The sequence below is a fragment of the Solibacillus sp. R5-41 genome (genome assembly GCF_002736105.1).
GTDB lineage: Bacteria > Bacillota > Bacilli > Bacillales_A > Planococcaceae > Solibacillus.
This window is the reverse complement of the sequence record NZ_CP024123.1, coordinates 188,891-203,939: the sequence shown is the minus strand read 5'-3', so window position 1 is coordinate 203,939 and position 15,049 is coordinate 188,891. Positions and strand designations below refer to the sequence as shown.

Genomic DNA, 15,049 nt, shown 5'->3' with positions numbered 1-15,049 from the left:
TGCAGGTTGTTTTAAAACGGTATATTAAAGTCGTTACTAATCTGACGGTATTTAAGTCCGCTACTGTCTTCTTTCGCCCAAACAATGTTACCGTATTTATCAATAGTAAAGATAAAGAAGTTATTTCCTTTTGTGAATACTGGTGTAAAGGGTCCAACTGCAGGTGGTGCGGTTAAATCAAGTGTAGCTTGTTTATCTGCTACACTATTTGCTGAAAGTTTTCCTGAACCATATGCAAAAATATCATTATTTGATGTATTTGGATCTTTTACTAAATTCATCACAAGTTGTGGGTCAACTGATGTTTTTGTATTATTTGTAACCGCATAGTAATACGTTTGATTTAATGATAAATCGATATCAAAATACATCATAGCACGCATCGTTTTCGAAGCAGGTATTGCAGGAGTCCCTGCATTTTTTCCTGTAAGAACGGCATCTTTAATCTTACTCTCCACATTGCCTGGCCACTCATACTTCCCTATCTTCGATAAATCAAATCCGTTTTGATCTTTATAGTCATATGCACCAGGCTGATCTTTCATCGTCACTGTGAATGTTTGGTTCGCATTAGATGTATTGATTGGCTTAATGACTAAATTTGAGGCTTTCGCTGTATCTGCTCCAATTGTATATCCGACAAATTGGAATTGGTTTGTAATATTACTGCCTGCTGAATCTTTAATTTCCAAGATTGAAGTAAGATCAAATGCACCTGATTTTGGTATTAATGACACATTCGTATCCTTTTGACGCATAATCGCTTCATTAAATGTAATTGTAAACGTCGGACTTGCTGCATCTGGACTTCTATAAACAATTTGATTATTCGTAATAAACGGCTTCGTGCCATCCGTATAGAATGTTTGTTTCATCATATCGCCTTTTGGTTCATCAATTGCAGTAGATGAAGAACTGCTACGCTGTTTGACAGTGAAGTTACCATATGTGTCCTCTGCCCCAATATAAATACCGTACTCTTCATGTGCATCTAGTCCAGATACGTCGAAATCAATATTTCCAGCCTTATCTGAACTTGCCTCTTTTGCTGTACCAATACTCATAAAGTTTGCTTTACGCTCTGCATCTGATAAGCTTGTATCCATCGCATTATTAATATCCTTCAGCGTGCCATCTGTATTAAAGTAATTCGTGTTAAGCACTCGATTACCCATTGCATCTAAAATATATTTTTTCACGGGAATAACATGGAACTTTGCTTTCTCATCCACATTCAATTTTACTTTTACCGCTTTATCATTGTCTTTAATCGATTCCACTGAAATATCCGAAACTAAAGGTGGCTTCGAGTCACTAATTAATGACTTGCTCGTAATGTCAGACAATTGGCCTGAACGGTCTTTTAATACCATATAAATCGAATAGCTTGTAAATGGATCTAAGTTTTTGGGCTTAAGTACATCGAACTTAAACTTGCCCAGTTCAGCGGGTTTATTACCTTCTTTATATAAATAATCATCTTTACCCGATGTTTGGAACTTACCCGTCACGACGGATGAATCCAATGAGAATTCATCTACGAAATCACGGCTTTTAATATCTTTTCCCGTGAAATAGTTATCTGGCAAAATCATGTAATAGTACGTACCAGCTTTTTTCGTCGTTACTTCTACTTCATATTTTGTTGGTCCAGCAATTACATTATCAATTATAATTTCCGGCTTCAACGAATCATTATGGCGGTATTCCGCGTAGTTACGTGGCACTTGACCTGTTGGCACCGTATCAATATTTTCAAATGGATTTTCCGCTAAATCCGTAACACCAGGTAAAACAGTTGCGCGCAATGTATCACCATTTACGAAACCGGTAATCGAAGGAATCGTCAGGCGAACTCGATTGCCTTTCTCTTCATACACGACTTCAGAAGGCTTGATTTCCTTTTGTCCCGTTACGTTGACAATACCCGTACCCGATAAAATATAGTTATTCACATTTTCAGCGGATTCCTTATTTAATTTTTCACTTACCGTTAAATAGAAGTAGCTCTTTTCTTTATTGTTTGATGATGTGTCCTGCTCTAAATTCGTATTCGAAACATAAGGATTTACTAAATCTGGCCCTTCAGTTTTAATTGTGATACTCGATACAGTACGCATTTTATTGCCCGACGAATCGACCATGACTGCGAAAATTTCGTATTCTTTATTCGGCTGAATCGCCTCTAGATTTGGCTTTGCTCCGTAGTTATACTCGGTCACAATAATTTCGCCAGGATCCGTCGCTTTGCCAGTACCTGTATGCGTTTTAATAATATCATCTACCGTTGGACCAGCAGCTGATGTTTTTGGGCGAACGTAGTAATAGTAACTTCCCGCTTCAGTTGGCTTGATTTTAAACTGAACACGTTTTCCGCCATACATTGGATCGCCTTTTGTTAAAGTTAAATTTGGTGGCTGTCCGTCAATTGTTTTAAAGTCTTTCGATTCTTTATTTGAAACGTTTTCTGCACCATCAATGACGATGACATAAATCGTATATTCCGTTAGTGTTTCTAAATCATTGACCGCAAAATTAACGGGTACGTCTTTTTTAATCGAACCTTTACCGCTATATTTTCCATCGCCCTTTTTGATTTCATTAATAGAAGGCGGCTTTTCATCGGTTTTCTTCACCATATAATAGTACGTACCATCTTCATCTACTTTTAATGAAACGTTTGCAATCGTACCACCTGCTGTTACCGCTAAATCCAAAATTTTTGGTGATGTCACATCCGGAATAACCGTATCTTCTACTGGGTCGCGGTCTACTGGGTTACCATTTTCATCTTCAATCCAGCCAATATTGCCATCATCATTTTCGTAGTCATCAAAAATATCGTTTGGCGTTTTATTAGGCGGTATAATGGCTTTGTCAATGTAAACATGGTCGCCAATATCAATAAAACCGCTTCCTGTCGTGACATATAAATAGTCATAATAGCTGTCTGTATGGAAGAATACATTTTTCATCGTATTTTTATATACATACTTAATGTCATTCACACCGAATACCGTTACGTTGACATCTGTATCGATGTACATTGCATTAGCATCTGCATACAGTTCATATTGCGCGACATCTTGCTGCACAGTAATTCGGTCAATCGTTTCCTCTGCCGATACAAACGAACGGTTTTGCGTAATAAATAAATTGCGCACCGTTGAATTGGAGAAATCTACGTATTTTTCAATTTTAGGCATACGCGTATTATACGGCTGCTTATGCGGTGGCTTTGATGGATCTGGCTTGTCCGTTAAGTTTTCATTATCGTCCGGATTTAAGAAGCCTTCCTCGTCTGAATCTGTCGGCTTGTCCCAATCAATAAAACCAAAGCTATTAATTCCTGCGATTCGTACATTTTGCAATGGATTCGTCAGATATTTTGCTAATGATTTACGCGGTGTTTCTGCCACTTCTACCCGCCCTGTAAGATTAATATTTTTTAAGCGCAAGTAGCTCCCATTAATAATCAATTCGCCGCTGAAAGTTGTATCATCTCCATCTAATGCAAGTAAAGATGTTGACGTACCACTTGCATTGAGTGTGAGCTTCGAAACGGCAGTAAGTGTTGTGCTCGTAAATGAACCTTCGATATGTGCACCACTTAAAATACGCTTGTTAGAAGCATTAAAAATCGAGCGTAAAGACGGAGCAATCGTATAAGCCACGCCGTTTATATACACTTTATCTCCTGTAATATCACCCACCGTGTAAACAGGCTTTCCTTTATCGGCCTTTTCTGCGCGCCAAATAAACGTTGCCATTTGACCACGTGTCACAGTACTAGACGGCTCAAATGATATTGGCGTTATCCCTTTTGTTATATTTAAATCTACTAGTGTTTGAATATAATATGCATTGGCATTTGTTGTAGGTACATCTTTAAAGGTATTTGTTAGCTTAGTGGACACACCAAATTTAAAGCCAAGCGTCAAAATTTTTGCCATTTGACTACGCGTAATATACTCATTCGGCTTATACGAATTGTCTGGGAAACCATTAATGATACCCGCTTCGGCTAAAGCGGCGATGTATTTATAGTCTGGATGTGAAACCTGTACATCCTTGAATTTTGGGTTTTTAGGATTGGTTGTCTTCACATTAATCGATAGTGCGAGCATTCTTGCTGCATCTGCACGTGTAATCGCTGTATTCGGGCGGTAAGTTCCATCTGAATAGCCTTTCGCGATATTTCGTTTATATAAATCCATGACTGGCTGGTAATAATCTGCATTTGGATTTAAATCATTAAATGCGTAAGCATGTGTTGGTTGAGGCATTGCTACAATAACACCGCTTGCTGCAAGTACAGCTGCAACCGATGCTTTTGATAGCTTCTGCGTTTTTTTCGAATCCATTTAGAGAGTACCTCCCCTTTTTTAGAGTGTGAAATCAAAATTATGTAATTCTACCCTTTTTATATCGGCCGAATTCCCCGTATCCTTTATATAGATATTGAATTGTTTAATTTTAGGTTCAATACCTTTTTTACCCTATCATTTCAGATCCCCCCTGTCCATTTGTGACTTTTAACAAAAACTTTATTTTCTAAATCTAAAAATCAAAACTAATCATCTAATTTAAGTTGTCGAAATTATAAAGGAACTTTTACCAATGAGACCCTCAGTGGCACTCCATACAAAACTTTCTATTTTAATTCACATTGTTGTTTTAAGATAATTTGAACCTAGATCCCACCAAAGAAATTCTTCATTTAATTGGATAATCCAAAGAACAAAGCTTATATAACCATTGTTTCTGAGACGTAATGCAAGCAATATGCTCAAGCAACATCCGTGAAATCCACTATGAAAATAGTATAAAATACTCGTTGTTCATATAATAAATTATTGAAAGGAAATGTTTTAGATTGAATAAATCTAGTTCTATGATGGGTATTATCATTCCAATATTATTTAGTGCAACATTAATGATCACGGGTACAACCGAATCAAAGGAGTGGGATTCTTTCTCAGATGTTCCCGTAAATAAACAATGGACGATCACATTTAATAAACCGATTGCAGCTGACTCTGTAAATCAAAATGTTTATATACAAGACCACTTTGCAAATAAAATTACCATTCAAACTACCGTTTCAGAAAATAAAATAACGATTACACCTACCTCAAACTTACAATACGATACAAACTATAAAGTGGTTGTCACAAATAATTTAAAAACAACGTCTGGGAAAGCGATGAACCAAGGGATTATTATTCCATTTAAAACGATTGCGAAAAGTGACGCAATATCTGCTCATACAGCGGTCAAATCGTTCCCTACTGAATATGACTTCACTTGGGAAATGCCCTCTTCAAACTATAATCAATTCAACTTAGTCGGTATTAAAAACGGAAAAGCTGTCGCTGGCTATGAAACAACTGTTGGGAAGTTTGCATTTGGTGTTCAAGTAGGAAGCTCACGTAATGCCGTGAAGGCGAAATACGGCGAACCATTGAAACATATTAAAAAAAATCAAAGAAATTACACGCAAACCTATATTGATAAATACAACAATGAAACAAGTGGTACGTATTTAATAGACGGCCAATATGTAACATTTTTCTATGATGCGCATGAACAAAATATCGTTCGTTCCATCACATGGGTCAATGCCCATACGGAAATGTCGAAACCTGGATTTTTTGCGACACCTTCAGATGAATTACGTGAAGGCTTTGAAGAATTAATGGTGGAACTGATCAATCAAGCCCGTGTGGCAGAGGGGTTAAAGCCACTTACGTATACACCTGGATTCAATGGCGTAGCTCGAAAGCATAGTGAGAGCATGGCCAATAATAATTATTTCGGTCACGTGAACTTAGTTGGTCAGCGTGGCGGTGCTCGCATGAAAAATGGCGGTGTCTCTTTTTCTTGGTGGGGCGAAAATTTAGCATATGGTCAATATAGTTCCATTTACGCACATGAAGCATTAATGAATTCCCTTGGTCATCGTGAAAATATTTTACGCAAAGAATTTACACATATTTTCGTTGGCGTTGAATTTAATAGTAAAAATCAACCTTACTTTACTATGAATTTTTATTCTATTTAAAACGTTTGCCTACAAAATTGATTGAACTCAAGTTTGTAGGCTTTTTTAATTCATCTGCTATTCCTTGAAGTATTCACCTATCTTTTCATCCAGAATTGCTGTTTCCCATGGATGCCAGTAATAGGTTTCTCCATCATATTGCAGCCCATAACGATGTGCGATTGGTGCATTACTGTAAAATACCATTTCAAAGTAAGTTGGATCTTTATCAATCATTTTCGGCTTAAAGTTGGATTTTTCTTCACTCGCATTTAAGACAGCGAGAAACGACTGAATTTCAGTTTGTTCATTCAACATGGATAAAAGCTTATAACCACCTTGTTCATTCAATTTATACAGCTCGACTTTTTTGATTTCATCTTGGGACATTGTATCAAAACGGTAGTTGCTCATATTTCCATCTTCAAAATAAATTTGGTAGCCATTTATTTTATAATTCGATTGAACTGCGTACACATCCTCTAGCCCTTTCACCGCATAGATTTTCGTGCCCTTTTCATGGAAAGCTGCATCCCCATTTTTCGATTTATACGATGTAGTTGTGACATTTTCATCAAGTTTAAATTTTACAACGGATGCGACCTCTCCTAAAAAATCGGGCGAGGCCAGCTCTGTTTCATAAATTCCATAGTAGGAGCTATCATTCAATTTAACAAAATCTACCCAATCAATAATTGTTTGTGTGTTTGTAATTGCACAGCCAGCAAACACGAAAGGAATACATAGCATAAGCAGTCGCCTTTTCAATCAAAATGCCCCCTTTTTTAGATTGGTCGTCTGTCCGTATCTAAAAGTTACAAAATTAAAACAAGGGGATATTAATTTTCAGATTATTTTAATAATATCATTACATAGATATATAATTTTACAAATACAACTGTTATACTACTGATTAACATGATATTTTCTGTATTATTACAATTTTCTGTTTTTAGCTACTAAAAGGGGATGGGAAAATGACAATCTTAAACGGATTAAAGGTTCTTGATTTTTGCTCGCTTTTTTCGGGACCATTTGCGACGATGATGTTTGCTGACTTAGGGGCAGATATCATCCATATCGAATCTGAACGTCGTGTTGATTTAATGCGGATTATGCCACCATATGATGAGGAGCAGGAATCTTTTATTCATCAGCATTTAAATCGTTCGAAGCGTTCTCTCAAACTCAATTTAAAAACACCTGAGGCAATTGTTATTGTAAAAAAGTTAATTAGCGATTATGACATTGTCATTGAAGGATTCCGTCCGGGTGTGATGAAGCGACTCGGCATTGATTACGAAACGCTGCGGGCCATTAATCCGCGCATTATTTACTGTTCAATTACCGGTTATGGGCAAACAGGACCGTTCGCCAAACGTCCAGGTCATGACAATAACTATTTATCGGTTGCGGGAGTGCTCGATCATTCACGCTTAAAGGATAAAAAACCAATTGCTATGGGCATTCAAATTGCCGATATGGCCGGCGGGGCTATGCATGCAGCAGTAGGGGTGCTCGCTGCCGCATTACACCGAGAGAAAACAGGAGAAGGAAAATTTATTGATGTTTCGATGACCGATGCGATGTTTGCGATGAATGCCATCTACGGGGCTCAATATTTTGGTAGTGGACGCCTACCGCAGCCAGAGGAAGAAATTTTAAATGGCGGAACGTTTTATGATTATTATCGTACAAAAGACGGGCGCTATTTTTCTGTCGGAAGCTTAGAGCCACAATTCCGCAAGCTACTTTGTGAAGCACTCGGAATTCCTGAGCTGATTGACAGCAAATTTAAAGATTCAGCCTATACGCAACGACGTTTTAAAGAAGCAGTAACGGATGCTTTTAGTACAAAAACATTCGAACAGTGGCTTGATATTTTCAATGATGATTTTCATGGGTGTGTGGAACCGGTATTAGCATTTGATGAAGCTTGTGAGCATCCACAAATTAACGTACGCAATATGCTCGTAGATGTACCGAAATCAGACGGAACAGCGCAACGCCAAATTGGAACGGCATTAAAATTTGATGGAATTGAACCCACTTATCAGTTTGTCGGGGCAAAAATAGGGGCACATACAGAGGAAATTTTAGAGCAGTATGGTTACTCTGCACAACAAATTGAGCAACTTGAGAATGACGGCGTGCTGAAATAGAAAAAAGGTGTGTCCATTTTATTTTTGGCACACCTTTTTTATTCGTACTGTTGTCTCCCAAAGTCTCCAGTGAATGTCACCCAACTGAAACGAGGCTTGAATAAACGCCTATCCCTACTACGATTGATAAAACAACACCTGCACAGCTTAATAAAACGTTTTTCAACATTTTAATCACCCCTTCTACTTAGAAGTTTAACTTGCTTCAGCAGAAGTCCTCCACTTCTATAAGTGGGGGATGAATGTCAAGTATGTCCTTACTTCAGTGGGGATTCAAACCCCGGCTGAATCAGGTTAAAGCCCCCGGCGGATGTCACAGATTTTTAGATGAGTTTTTCGAGCAAGCTCGAAAAAAATCTGGACGCAATTACGCCGAGGCGTAATTGATTAGAAGGGCATTTGGATTTGCTGTTAGAAATATCACACGCAAGCTCATATTTTCCAATAAATTCCTTACATTACATTTTCACTGCAACCCGCTGTTCAATAAACTGACGCAATTTGTTTAAATGCTGAGGAATGACTAAATATTTTTTATAAATGCTTAATAACTTTTCTAGTAAAATATCTTGTTCTTCATGAAATAATATTTTGAGTATATTACATACGTGAATAGAAGTCATTTCTGCAATTTGTATGTATGATCCATCTCGTTCTAAATAATGCTCTTGCCACGTTTTTAACGATTCCCGAATGAGCTGCGTTGATCCATCTACTAGCATCGCAATATCTTGCTGTACACTGGCTTCGATTTTATGTAGTTCCTGCTCTGCATTTGGTGATTGCAATAGATCAAACAGCACCTTACATGTTGCTAATTCGTGATTTCTAAGTAGCTCAATCGCAAAGTGAAACTGATTTTCCTTTACCAACGTATCAATGAGTACAAAAAATACATGCTCTAAATAGTTAGCTTTATAATTTTTAACAAGCGCATGAGGCTGCGGATTCATACTACTCAGTACATCCTGATATTCCACGACCAGTTCAATCGCATGATTATTTAACCGTTCCCCTTCAATTAAATAGAGCCCATATGCAATAATCGCGTCATGCTCTTTTTTAAAGGTCGCCTCTTGAAAAAGCATATAAGAAAGAAGCGTCTTTTCCTTTTCATTCAGCGCCAAACTGCCCCTTGACCAATTCGCTTGCACAGTATCAATACATTTCCTCAACTTTAAAAAATGGCGTCTTCCACTTGTAAAGTGGGTCCGCACATTTAACAAATGAAGCTGTTTTAACGCAAGTGATCGGGAATTTGCATCATCAACTTGCTGAATTAATTTATGAATAATTGACGCCATACGATTCACGGTAACATGTTGCATGAGCTGATGTTTCAAATTTCCCATCAATTCAAGTGGACGCTCCATTTTTTCTAAGGGTACTTGCAAAAATAGAGAATGGATTTTTTTCGCCAATACGTAACGCCAAAATGGAGCGTGTTGCGAATAAATAGGTTGCACAAGAAATTGTTCATTCACTTTGTATACATAAATTTTTTCGAGCCCGCTTTTTAACTTAGATGTATCTATTGGTTTTGAAAAGAGTTGTTCAAGAAATTGATCAAAACGGATTTCTCCATGAATATGTAAAAAATTAAATAATTGTAGCTCGTTCTTTGGGTTATCGAAAAATTGTTGCACCCTTTCATTTGCCACCTCAACATTTAAATTGGCCTCTTGAAAGGTATCATCAAAAAACAATTTTGCTTTTCCCCAATAGCTTTTAACAAGTTGAAAGCAAAAATGCTCAGCTCGGTCTTGATCAATCAAAAATTGTACACTAGGTAATGTGATGCCCCAACTGCTTTGATGTATTTGGTCGGCTAGGAATTGCTCTAGGCATATTCGTTCGAAGCTTTCCCCTGTTCGTCCGTTGGTTACTTGAAGTAGCTGCTCATCAAATGATAGCAACAAACAGATCCCTCCCCTTTACTTTTTCCGAATACTACATTATCAATTACGCTACTAAACTCGTTACTTTCCATGCTGAAAAAAGCATATCTTCCTTCTATTGGCGTTGTAAATCTTGCCTGCTGCTTGCAACAGTACCTTTCATACATAAGCCATTTTAGAATTTGATATGCTTTTGCGCATATTTAATTTTCCTTTAAGTTAGTAACGATGATTTTCATTGGATTTGCTTGGACTGGTTTACTGCGTGTTGCCTTGTCGTAAAATACGAAAAGTAACCTTCCTACTAACATGTCCGAATTGACGCGTTTCCCCGTTAAATCCACGATTTCCGTCTTGCTCCCTACATGTAGCTTTAACTTAAGCTGATCACTGAATAATCGGTCATCAAATACGCCAACAGAAACCTCTCCCTTTTTGCCATACTGCTCAAAAATGACTAATAGCGGGACGACATGTGGTGGCTGAATCATCGTCAATGGGGTGAGTGAATCCACATAAACAGTAATTTTGCCTTTGACTGGAATGGCTGACACACCTAAACGTTGCCCATCCTTTGTCATGAGTGGTGTTTCTGCTGTTACTTGAAAAACAATCGTTTTACTGTCATCTCGTTCACTCGTAGTTTCAATAATCCCAAGCCCTGATTGCACACTGATTGAAATGACCGACGCCTCAATTTTTTTTACTAGTGGTTGCATAGCTTCATCTCCCTACATTTCTTTATTTCTTTATTCCCGAAAAGTAGGCTAGAAAAACATTCTAGCAATCATATTGACGTTTCACTGGCTTGAATATTCGGGCCTTTTTAAGTTGCAGTTTTGGTACTTGCATCGTCACTGTTACAACACCGGGATGGCGACCAATTTCAATGGAGCCTGTAATTGTCGCACGGTTTTTCACTTCTTCTACGGATGTTTCAAATAGCTTTGCCGCGCGCTCCAATGCATTATTTGTTGCGCTATTTAAATCCACACCACTACCAACGATTGATAATGGGAAGCAATCTTCTATTTGCTTCACACCATATTCTTCCGCTAAATCGCGTGCGATACGTTTTTCTTCCTTCGTAAACGGTTTTGCTGTATATGGTAGATCTTCTTCATTTGGCAATAGGATCGGTCCTTCTAACGCCACTTTTTTTAGCACATTCACTTGTAGCTGCACGATGCCGGAAACATCTGTTGTGTGCCCTGCGATTTCTCCATCGCCCTGCATCGCATGCATGTCTCCAACATACACACCACCACCCTCAACCTTTACAGGACAAATCAGTACTGCGCCTTCACGTACCCGGCTAATGTCCAAATGTCCGTCTGTACGGTGGATGTTTAGCTCTTCCTCTGTCATCGTAAACTCATGTGGGGCACCGATTAAAAACGTACCAAAATCGCCTGCATTATGAGAATCTGGCATAGCCTTTGATGGTGTCGTACCTAACTGACCAACGAACGGACGCATTCTCGCCATCATCCCAATTAAATCACTCGGTCCAAATGCTGTAATTGGATTTTGAATTGAATTTTCTGGCGTACGCATAAAGTTTTTGGCATTTAACGCGATGCGGCGAGCGCCCTCTTTACCTACTGTTAAACCAATCTCACCGCCTGGATTGAATGCCATTGTGTAGCCATTCGTTAGTTTAAAAGGTGCTGTGTCCGTATTGCATGTGACGCAACGAACGGACTCTTGCCCAATTCCTTGCATAATTGTTTTCGGGTGCAATTTACCGCAGCCTGGGCACTTCACTTTCACAAATGGATCGCCAATAAAACGATCTTCCTGCGCTTCATCCGTACCCGACGACGTAGCAAGTGACGTCACTTGAATCGATTTAATTTGAATAATTAGCGCATCCCCAACTTCAGCACCTTCAACATAAACAGGCTTTGTCACTTCATGCCCACCACGAATAGCTGGTGTAATCATCGGTCCCCAGCATCCTGGCGCTGTGTTGGCAATAATCGTACCACCATCCTTTAATGGGCCCAGCATCGCTGCATATGGATTTAAAACACCATCTGTAAATTCATTAACAAATAACGTTTCTACTGCTTGTACAGTTGGCTCCTGCACGATTTCCAGCTCATTTGTAGACAAATCTGATTGTTGCTCGATTGTTGAAAACTTCCCATTTAACATATGAAAACCTCTTTTCTGAATCAAGTATGATGAAATGAAGCAATAGAAAATTGAAAAAATTCAAATAAAAAGGACATTATTCGCTAAAGATAGACATTACGTATAAAATTTTTACATGGATTACCTTAAATCTCTGTACTATTCACTATGTCAGAAAGACATTCCTATACCTATTATACATTTTTTAACTTCAGATTATTAGATAGTTTTATGACAAATGGAGATTATTTCTGCTACTTATTGTAAGAATCTCTATAATAGAGTCACTTTTTGGGGGTAACTACGGATTTATGGAGTAAAAATGAAAAGAGGGAAACAGAAATAACCTTCCCCCTACCAAGCACGGTACTATTGTATGCGGCACTATTAAAATGAATACCGATGAACAAAAAATTTGCATTAAGGTCTAATCATTTGCTATTTGGTTAAAACAAGCTATTAATATGGGAGTCTTCTGCTGAATGAAGTTAAAATAACTTTACAACAAAATTCATTTCATACAAGTTTTGTTGTTACAGATGTCATCTATTTGTTATTATTTTTTCATATGATGACAGACGAAAAAGCCCCATTTTACACGTAAACCCTTTCGTATCAAGCATTTACAGGACATCCTGTATATTACAAGTAATTTACATTTTCATTAAAATGGATACTTTTCTATTATTTTGCGTTATATTAATAACAAGTTCAAATAAGTATTTTTGTTTTACCTTTCGATTCCATCTAGTAAACTTTTCCGATTTACTAGTAAGCGTAAATCGAAAATACTTACTCTTTATTTGAACCATTTGACTAACGCCTTTTTCATATATCTAACAAAGCCCCGAGCATTTTATGCATCGGGGTTTTTGTATTAAATTATATAATTTGGGTATAAATATTATATATCGAAAAAAGGAGTAGGATGAACAATTGAAAAGAAATATACTATTCGCCCTTCCATTAAGCCTTTTATTACTTGTGGCATGTAATGATGACAAAGTAACAAAAGTAACAACTACGGAGCAAGAAAATACTAATACTCAAAATAAAGCGAACACTAATAATACTGCTAATGTGGGCGCATTTAATTTTAGCAATTTTTCATTAGATGTTGATTATGGTATCGATGATAGCTACGAGGTAGATTATGAGCAGAAAGAAAACGGGGTAGAAGCTTCGATTGAGGACCGCAATAATAAAGTAATAAGGGGAAATGACGCTTATTCAAAGCTAGAACCTATTTTCAAATCCTTTACGTTCACATCCGCCTCTACGGATCAAGATATCATCTCTGAAGTATTAAAAGCCTTTGATTTAGATGAAAACTACCAAGAATTCGAAGTCGAAATTCATTTTTCTGATGGCTCAATAAAAGAGTTTAAAAATAAAAAGTGATTTTGTATAAAATAGCAGTTGGAAATGAGGCATCTCACCCTTTCCCAACTGCTTTTTCATCATTTCAAAAAGATCTACATCTTCCCGTATCGCTTTGGTGCTTGCTGGATCGCGTCCCATACCCCATTAAATGGAGGCGCATACGCTAAATCTAAATCCAATAATCGCTCAAATGTCATGCCATTATACAACGCAGTGGCAAACACATCGATTCGCTTATCTACTCCACTGCCACCAACAGCCTGCATACCAAGCAATTGACGACTTTGCTGCTCTACTAACATGCGGATTTTCATTGGTCGTACTGGTTGATAATAGCTCGCCACATCATTTGCCTCATAACGATAAACTTCTACCACATGATTGAGATCATCAGCCGCTTCATTCGTTAAGCCTGTCATCCCGATTTGTAAATTAAAAAACTTTAGTATTGACGTGCCTACAATGCCTTGAAATGAGTGCTCAAGCCCTGCAATATTCAGACCCGCTATACGCCCTTGCTTATTGGCTGTCGTACCAAGTGGTGAATAATCATCCTTTTGTTTAACCCGGTGATAATGAGACGCACAATCTCCTGCTGCATAAACATTTGGAATGGACGTTTCCATCTTTTCATTAACAATCAACGCACCATTTGGCAGCTTTGCGAAACCATTGGCAAATTGCGTATTCGGCTTAACACCTGTTGCCACAATGACTAAATCCGTGGCATAGCTCCCCTTTTCCGTACGAACACCTTGTATATTTTGCTGTCCTTCAAATCCTATAATTTCCTCTTCCAACAACACTTCAATCCCGTTTTTAATGGCTTCCTCCAACACAAGCTTTGCTAGCTCTGGATCAAGTGTCGACATGAGCTGGGAGCCACGATGAATGATACGCACATTTATACCTCGTTCGCGAACAGTTTCTGCAATTTCAAGCCCGATATACCCTGCCCCAATCACTGTGACATGTTTAGTACCGGCTAAATCTTGCATCAGCGCGGCCATTTCTGGAATTGTTTTCACTTGATGAATCCCTTGTAACTCTTGATTTTCCCACGTTGGCATCGTTGGTGTAGCACCGGTCGCGATTAACAGCTGGTCATAAGAAAATTCAAATGCTTCTCCACTATTTACATCCGTAGCGTACACAATTTGAGTCTGCGTATCTATCGCTGTGACCTCATGGAAAATGCGTGCATCCATGCCATACTTTCCGCGATACACCTCCACATCTCGGGCGATTAATTCATCTGTATGAGTTACTTTTCCATTAATAACATACGGCAACCCACATTGACCATACGAATAAATATCGCTACGCTCTAGAACGAGAATTTCAGCTGCCTTATGATTTCTATAAATTTCCATTGCCGCGCTCATACCGGCCGCATCTCCACCAATAATAACTACCTTCATCTT

At 38.1% G+C, this 15,049-nt stretch carries 9 protein-coding genes; 3 read left to right on the top strand and 6 right to left on the bottom strand.

Annotation, left to right across the window (positions count from 1 at the left end; all coding sequences use genetic code 11):
* Positions 1-11: 11 nt before the first annotated feature.
* Positions 12-4,364, bottom strand: coding sequence for an S-layer homology domain-containing protein (locus CSE16_RS01000; RefSeq protein WP_099422155.1), 4,353 nt, complete (start codon positions 4,362-4,364; stop codon positions 12-14).
* Positions 4,365-4,876: 512 nt separating this feature from the next.
* On the opposite strand from CSE16_RS01000, the gene CSE16_RS00995 reads away from it, so the two are divergent.
* Positions 4,877-6,064 (top strand): CAP-associated domain-containing protein, encoded by a 1,188-nt coding sequence (locus tag CSE16_RS00995; protein WP_099422154.1) that lies wholly within the window; start codon positions 4,877-4,879, stop codon positions 6,062-6,064.
* 57 nt (positions 6,065-6,121) lie between these two features.
* Here CSE16_RS00995 and CSE16_RS00990 read toward each other — a convergent pair whose 3' ends face one another.
* A complete protein-coding gene (locus tag CSE16_RS00990) occupies positions 6,122-6,811 on the bottom strand; it encodes a hypothetical protein (protein WP_099422153.1) in 690 nt (229 codons plus the stop codon).
* Between the two features lie 209 nt (positions 6,812-7,020).
* Between CSE16_RS00990 and CSE16_RS00985 the strand changes: the two genes are divergently transcribed.
* Entirely contained in the window at positions 7,021-8,205 is a 1,185-nt protein-coding gene (locus tag CSE16_RS00985; protein ID WP_099422152.1) for a CaiB/BaiF CoA transferase family protein, read from the top strand.
* A 458-nt stretch (positions 8,206-8,663) separates the two neighbouring features.
* Here the strand turns inward: CSE16_RS00985 and CSE16_RS00980 are convergent, their stop codons facing one another.
* From CSE16_RS00980 to CSE16_RS00970, 3 genes are all read right to left on the bottom strand, one after another.
* Positions 8,664-10,124: a Fe-S-cluster redox enzyme gene (locus CSE16_RS00980; protein WP_099422151.1), complete on the bottom strand. Its 1,461-nt coding sequence runs from the start codon at positions 10,122-10,124 to the stop codon at positions 8,664-8,666.
* A gap of 182 nt (positions 10,125-10,306) precedes the next feature.
* The gene (locus tag CSE16_RS00975) at positions 10,307-10,822 is read right to left on the bottom strand and encodes a hypothetical protein (RefSeq protein WP_099422150.1); all 516 of its coding nucleotides are present in this window, start codon (positions 10,820-10,822) and stop codon (positions 10,307-10,309) included.
* A 61-nt stretch (positions 10,823-10,883) separates the two neighbouring features.
* Entirely contained in the window at positions 10,884-12,263 is a 1,380-nt protein-coding gene (locus tag CSE16_RS00970) for an acetamidase/formamidase family protein (protein ID WP_099422149.1), read from the bottom strand.
* Positions 12,264-13,178: 915 nt separating this feature from the next.
* On the opposite strand from CSE16_RS00970, the gene CSE16_RS00965 reads away from it, so the two are divergent.
* A complete protein-coding gene (locus CSE16_RS00965) occupies positions 13,179-13,643 on the top strand; it encodes a YusW family protein (RefSeq protein WP_099422148.1) in 465 nt (154 codons plus the stop codon).
* Positions 13,644-13,717: 74 nt separating this feature from the next.
* Here the strand turns inward: CSE16_RS00965 and CSE16_RS00960 are convergent, their stop codons facing one another.
* The gene (locus tag CSE16_RS00960; protein ID WP_099422147.1) at positions 13,718-15,046 is read right to left on the bottom strand and encodes an FAD-dependent oxidoreductase; all 1,329 of its coding nucleotides are present in this window, start codon (positions 15,044-15,046) and stop codon (positions 13,718-13,720) included.
* Positions 15,047-15,049: the final 3 nt, after the last annotated feature.

What these genes read in the sequence shown, in the direction of transcription:
- CSE16_RS00970 (WP_099422149.1), bottom strand. Translation starts at nt 12,263, where the DNA reads ATGTTAAATGGGAAGTTTTCAACAATCGAGCAACAATCAGATTTGTCT.
- CSE16_RS01000 (WP_099422155.1), bottom strand. Translation starts at nt 4,364, where the DNA reads ATGGATTCGAAAAAAACGCAGAAGCTATCAAAAGCATCGGTTGCAGCT.
- CSE16_RS00985 (WP_099422152.1), top strand. Translation starts at nt 7,021, where the DNA reads ATGACAATCTTAAACGGATTAAAGGTTCTTGATTTTTGCTCGCTTTTT.
- CSE16_RS00975 (WP_099422150.1), bottom strand. Translation starts at nt 10,822, where the DNA reads ATGCAACCACTAGTAAAAAAAATTGAGGCGTCGGTCATTTCAATCAGT.
- CSE16_RS00960 (WP_099422147.1), bottom strand. Translation starts at nt 15,046, where the DNA reads ATGAAGGTAGTTATTATTGGTGGAGATGCGGCCGGTATGAGCGCGGCA.